Annotated in this window: 6 protein-coding genes; 4 read left to right on the forward strand and 2 right to left on the reverse strand. The window is 74.1% G+C overall.

The window, feature by feature from the left end; genetic code table 11:
* Positions 1-281: hypothetical protein (locus GTW08_RS24670; protein ID WP_161152606.1), on the reverse strand; the 281-nt coding region annotated here is incomplete at its 3' end.
* Between the two features lie 47 nt (positions 282-328).
* Here GTW08_RS24670 and GTW08_RS24675 point away from each other — a divergent pair.
* From GTW08_RS24675 to GTW08_RS24690, 4 genes are all read left to right on the forward strand, one after another.
* Positions 329-1,960, forward strand: coding sequence for a phospholipase D-like domain-containing protein (locus GTW08_RS24675; protein ID WP_073576597.1), 1,632 nt, complete (start codon positions 329-331; stop codon positions 1,958-1,960).
* 79 nt (positions 1,961-2,039) lie between these two features.
* Positions 2,040-3,704: an AMP-binding protein gene (locus GTW08_RS24680; RefSeq protein ID WP_073576892.1), complete on the forward strand. Its 1,665-nt coding sequence runs from the start codon at positions 2,040-2,042 to the stop codon at positions 3,702-3,704.
* A 105-nt stretch (positions 3,705-3,809) separates the two neighbouring features.
* A complete protein-coding gene (locus tag GTW08_RS24685) occupies positions 3,810-4,196 on the forward strand; it encodes a cold-shock protein (RefSeq protein WP_062398128.1) in 387 nt (128 codons plus the stop codon).
* Positions 4,197-4,349: 153 nt separating this feature from the next.
* The gene (locus GTW08_RS24690) at positions 4,350-5,273 is read left to right on the forward strand and encodes an MsnO8 family LLM class oxidoreductase (protein ID WP_237454151.1); all 924 of its coding nucleotides are present in this window, start codon (positions 4,350-4,352) and stop codon (positions 5,271-5,273) included.
* 19 nt (positions 5,274-5,292) lie between these two features.
* Here the strand turns inward: GTW08_RS24690 and GTW08_RS24695 are convergent.
* On the reverse strand, positions 5,293-5,838 hold a 546-nt coding region (locus GTW08_RS24695), incomplete at its 5' end, for a DUF2771 family protein (RefSeq protein ID WP_237454152.1).

Consider the following 5,838-nt stretch of genomic DNA (forward strand, 5'->3'; position numbering starts at 1 on the left):
GCCCCGGGCAGCGGCGTCGGCAGCACCACCGGCGCCGAGACCGGGGGTGCGGCCGCGTCCGCGCGGTCCGCCGCCCGCCACGAGCGCCACGCCATCAGCCCGAACACCGCGACCGCGGTCGCGGCCAGCAGGAACGGGAACGCACGGTCCAGTGGTCCCCGGCCCGGCGCCCCCACCATCTCGATCTGCACCCCGGTCACGACGAACCAGCCGCCGACCACCACCGCGCCCGCCGCCGCGACGGCCGCGGAGACCCGGTCCACCGTTCCCGGACGTGCCATGCCCGCAGAGTAGGCGCGACCCCCGGCGCGCCGGATAGCGTCCGGGCATGCCCGGCTCCCCGCCCGCCGACCTGGCGTCGCTGACCCGTCGCTACCTGGCCCCCGCCACCCCGGACTGCCCCACGTTCGTCGAGGACACCGGGTGGGAGCCGATCGTCGACGGCGTCGACTACTTCGCCCGGCTGCGCGCGCTGTTCGACCGGGCCGGGCCGGGGGACACGGTGCTGGTCACCGGCCTGAACCTGGAACCGGACATGGATCTGAACGGTCTCGACCCGGACGAGGACGGCTACGAGGCCCTCGCCGACCGTTTCGCCCGTCTGGTCGACGCCGGCGTGGACGTGCGGGTGCTGCTCACCGCGGCGCTGTTCTCCGGATCGGTGCCCGGCGTGGCGATCGGCCCGTTCCGGGCCAACGCGTTCGCCGCGCTGGAGCTGCGCCGCCGCCCGCAGCTCGCCGGGCGGGTGCTGCTGGACTGGTCCGGCTCGGGCATCGGCTGCCACCACCAGAAGGTGGTGCTCGCCCACGTCGGCGGGGAGCTGACCGCGTTCGTCGGCGGGCTGGACCTGTCGGCCAACCGGTTCGACGCCGAGCCGCACGACCGGCTCTCGATCGGCGAGGAGCGCTGGGGCTGGCACGACGGCGCCGCCGCGCTGCACGGGCCGGGCGCGGCCCGGGTGTGGGAGGTGTACCGGGGCCGGTGGACCGAGGCCGCGACGCTGCCGCCGCGCCGGTTCATGGTCACCCCCACCGACTGGGAGCCGATGAACCCCGAGCCGTTCCGGCGCGACCTGCCGCCGTCGCCGCCCGCCCCGCCGCGGTCCGCCCCGGGGACCGCGGTGCAGGTGCTGCGCTCGCTGCGGCCGTGGAAGATCGACCACTTCGGGATGCTCTACCGGCGGCACTGGACGGTGCTGCCCCGCAACGGCACCCAGGAGGTCTTCCACACGCTGTCCACCGCGATCCGCGGTGCGCGCCGCTACGTCTACCTGGAGGACCAGTACTTCTTCGAGGTCCCGGGCGGCCGCCGGGCGTTCCGGCTCTACGGGCTGCTGCGCGACGCCGCCGCCCGCGGGGTGAAGGTCGTGCTCGTGTGCTCGGGGCGCAAGGACCCGGTCGACGCCGGGGTGAACAAATTCCGCCGTCGCGTCACCGGTGACGTGCAGCGTGGTGTCATCGACCAGCTCGACCCGGCCGACCGCGGCAACGTGATCATGCACCGGATCGAGGACCTCACCGTCCACACCAAGCTGGCGCTGGTCGACGACGTCTTCGCCTCCATCGGGTCGGCCAACTTCTTCTCCCGCTCGATGCGCGGCACCGACACCGAGCTCTCGACGGCGTTCGTCACCACCGGCGACCAGGTGCGCGACCTGCGGGTACGGCTGTGGGCCGAGCACCTGCGCACCGAGCTGACCGACGAGCTCGCGCCCCGGCTGGCCGATCTGGACCTCGCGCTGGGCATGTGGCGCCCGGAATGGCTGCCACCGGACGCACCGGCCGGGACCTGGCGGGTGCCCGGCTACCCCGCCGGGTTCGCCCCGGCCGAACGGGTGCTGGTGCCGGTCGGTCCGTGGCCCGAGCCGTCGCCGCGGCCGTTGCGCCGCGCGGCCCACGGGGCGCGGCGCGGGGCGGCGAAGGTCGCCGACTCGGGGCGGCGGCGCCTGTCCTCGTCCTGACCGACGGGTGTTGGCAACCGCGTCGTCCGGGGGCGAGGATGTGACGACCCGCACCGAACCGCCCGAGGAGTACGACGTCGTGACCTCAGCCGCCGCAACCCCCGCCGTCCCGTCCTACGCGTCCGGGACCTCGGACACGCCGTTGCTCGGCGACACCATCGGTGACGACCTCGACCGCACCGTCGCCCGCGTCCCCGACAACGACGCGCTCGTCGAGGTGCAGACCGGACGCCGCTGGACCTACCGCGAGCTGCAGAAGGCCGTCGACGACCTGGCCACCGGGCTGCTCGCCGCCGGTCTCACCGTGGGGGACCGGGTCGGTATCTGGTCGCCGAACACCGCGGAGTGGACGCTGACCCAGTTCGCGACGGCCAAGATCGGCGTCGTCCTGGTCAACATCAACCCGTCCTACCGGACCCACGAGCTGGAGTTCGTGCTCAAGCAGGCCGGGATCTCGACGCTGGTGTCGGCGTCGTCGTTCAAGACCTCCGACTACGAGAAGATGATCGCCGAGGTCCGGGCGAACTGCCCCGACCTGCAGCGCGTCGTGATCACCGGTTCCCCCGGGTGGGACGCGCTGGCCGCGGGCGACGCCTCCCGCCGCGACGAGCTGGCGCAGGTGCAGGCGTCGCTGACGGCCGACGACCCGATCAACATCCAGTACACGTCCGGGACGACCGGGTTCCCGAAGGGCGCGACGCTGTCGCACCACAACATCCTCAACAACGGCTACTACGTCGGCCGGACCTGCGGGTACACCGAGGCCGACCGGGTCTGCATCCCGGTGCCCTTCTACCACTGCTTCGGCATGGTCATGGGCAACCTCGCCTGCTCCACCAGCGGCGCGACGATGGTCATCCCGGCGCAGGGCTTCGACCCGAAGGCGACCCTGCACGCCGTGCAGCAGGAGCGCTGCACCTCGCTCTACGGGGTGCCGACGATGTTCATCGCCGAGCTCAACGACCCCGGCTTCGGCGACTACGACCTGTCCAGCCTGCGCACCGGGATCATGGCCGGCTCGCCGTGCCCGGTCGAGGTGATGAAGCAGGTCGTCGACCGGATGGGCATGATCGAGGTGACCATCGCCTACGGCATGACCGAGACCAGCCCGGTGTCCACCCAGACCCGCGCCGACGACTCCGTCGAGCGCCGGGTGTCCACGGTCGGGCGGGTGCACCCGCACCTGGAGGTCAAGGTCGTCGACCCGGAGACCGGCCGGACGCTGCCGCGCGGCGAGCCGGGCGAGCTGTGCACCCGCGGCTACTCGGTGATGCTGGGCTACTGGGAGCAGCCGGAGAAGACCGCCGAGGTCATCGACCGCGCCCGCTGGATGCACACCGGCGACCTCGCCGTGATGGACGACGAGGGCTACCTCAACATCACCGGCCGGATCAAGGACATGGTCATCCGCGGCGGCGAGAACGTGTACCCGCGCGAGATCGAGGAGTTCCTCTACACCCACCCCGACGTCGTCGACGCCCAGGTCATCGGTGTCCCCGACGAGCGCTACGGCGAGGAGCTCTGCGCCTGGGTGGTGCTGCGCGAGGGCGCCGCGCCCCTGACCGCCGACACGCTGCGCGAGTTCGCCACCGGGAAGCTGGCGCACTACAAGATCCCGCGCTACGTGCTCGTCGTCGACGAGTTCCCGATGACGGTCACCGGCAAGGTCCGCAAGGTCGAGATGCGGGAGAAGTCGGTCGGGCTGCTGGACCTGGAGGGTGCGGCGAACGTCCGAAACGCCTGACCCCCGGACGGGTCCCAGGCGTACCATCGGTGACGGCGCGTCCGGCGAGCCCGGGCGCGTTTGTCGTGCACGCAGCAACACAGCAAGCAGGAATCGAGGACGACGGTGCCCACCGGCAGGGTGAAGTGGTACGACGCGGAGAAGGGCTTCGGCTTCCTCTCCCAGGACGGCGGTGAGGACGTCTACGTGCGCAAGGCGGCGCTGCCGTCCGGCGTGGAGGCGCTCAAGTCCGGCCAGCGGGTCGAGTTCGGGATGGCCGAGGGCCGTCGCGGGCCGCAGGCGCTCTCCGTGCGCATCGTCGAGAAGCAGGCGTCCGCGGTGGAGAACGCGCGCCGCCCCGCCGAGGAGCTGCACGGTCTGATCGAGGACATGATGGGTCTGCTGGAGAACAAGATCCAGCCGGCGTTGCGGCACGGGCGCTACCCGGACCGCAAGACCTGCAAGCTGGCCGCCGAGGTCGTGCGGGCCGTCGCCCGCGACCTGGACGGCTGACCCGCCGTCCCGCCGCCCCCGCGGGCGTACGTGGCGACCCGGCACGGTGCGTGGCGACGCGTGCGTGGGGCGCCGCGGGGTGTCGCGGGGTGCCGCACGAGCGCCGGAATGGTGGCGGGTTCGGGCGGTGTTGGCACGGGTGTGCGCCTGTCGATGTTGGACCGCTCGCGGACGCGGGCCGGGGAGCCCGACGCCGCCGCGGTCCGTGGCACGGTGGCGCGGGCCGTCCGCGCCGAGCAGCTCGGCTACCACCGGTTCTGGGTGGCCGAGCACCACGCCGTGCCCGGGATCGCGTCGGGCAGCCCGCCGGTCCTGATGGCCGCGGTGGGCGCGGCGACCTCGCGGATCCGGGTCGGTTCGGGCGGGATCATGTTGCCCAACCACCAGCCGCTCGTCGTCGCGGAGCAGGTGGCGCTGCTGGAGGCGCTGCACCCCGGGCGGATCGACCTGGGTATCGGCCGCTCGCCCGGGTTCACCGAGCCGGTCCGCCGCGCCCTGCGCGCCGGCGGGGCCGACGACGCGCAGTTCCGTGCCGCCCTCGACGAGCTCCGCTCCTTCCTCGACGGCAGCGGCCCGGTGACGGCCCGGCCGCGGCTGGAGCACGCCGTCCCCCTGTTCCTGCTCGCCACCGGCGCGGGACTGCGGCTGGCCGGGGACCTGGGGCTGCCGGCCGTCGTCGGCGGCCCGGTACTCGACGACCCGGCGGCGCTGGCGGACTACCGCGAGCGGGCCGGGGACGCGGCGCACCTGGTGGTGTCCGCCGACGTGCTCGTCGGGGACCCGCAGCTGGCGCTGTCCGAGGCGTGGGCGCACGCCGCGGCCCGCACCACCGGGGAGTTCCCGCCGCTGGAGCCGCCGGACCCGCACCGCGTGACGACCCGGCGCCAGCGCGAGACCGTGGACCGGGCGCTGGCGAACGCGATCGCCGGCGACCCCGACACCGTCGCCGAGCGGCTCGACGACCTCGTGGCCCGCACCGGCGCCGACGAGCTGCTGGTGTTCTCCTCGACCCACGACCGCCACGCGCAGGCCGACTCCGACGCCGCGCTGGCCCGGCTGCTCGGCGCGGGCCGCTGAGATCCCGGGTCGCGCCCGCTCAGCCCTGCTCGCCGACCAGCACCCAGGTCGCCCGGACCGGGAACTGGATGTCGGTGCTCGCCGGGTCGATCGACGGCGGCGCCCCGAACACCTGCACCTGCGCGGTCACGAGCCGGTCGCCCGGCTCGGGCAGGGACAGCGTGAAGTCGGTGCGGGTGTCCGGCGCGGCGATCGCGCTGCGCTGCTGGACCGGGGTCGGGTCGGTGCCTCGGGTGAACGCGTAGGCGACCTGCCAGGGCGCGGAGGAGACCTCCTCGGGCACCGTGATGCGGACCTCCGTCCCGGGCGGGACCTGCGCGGTCACCCGGGCGTTCGGGGCGTCCTGGCAGTTCTGCAGGCTGGTGTCGCAGAACTGGGTGGGCGCGGCGGTCAGCGAGGTGCCGCCGACGTCGAACGTCACCGTCGGGGCCTCGCCGCCGCACCCGGCGAGGACGAGGGCGGCCGCGGCCAGGGTCCCGGCCAGCACGCCGGCGGACCGGCGGGGGCGCGGTCGGGGGCGGGTGATCACGCCGACCAGCGTACGGATCCGGGCCCGGCGCGCGGG

Origin of the sequence: Pseudonocardia sp. SID8383, from assembly GCF_009864975.1 — a bacterium.
Taxonomy (GTDB): Bacteria; Actinomycetota; Actinomycetes; order Mycobacteriales; family Pseudonocardiaceae; genus Pseudonocardia; species Pseudonocardia alni.

Bases quoted from the DNA above. Each gene is read 5' to 3' on its own strand.
- GTW08_RS24690 (WP_237454151.1), top strand. From the start codon at position 4,350: ATGTTGGACCGCTCGCGGACGCGGGCCGGGGAGCCCGACGCCGCCGCG.
- GTW08_RS24675 (WP_073576597.1), top strand. From the start codon at position 329: ATGCCCGGCTCCCCGCCCGCCGACCTGGCGTCGCTGACCCGTCGCTAC.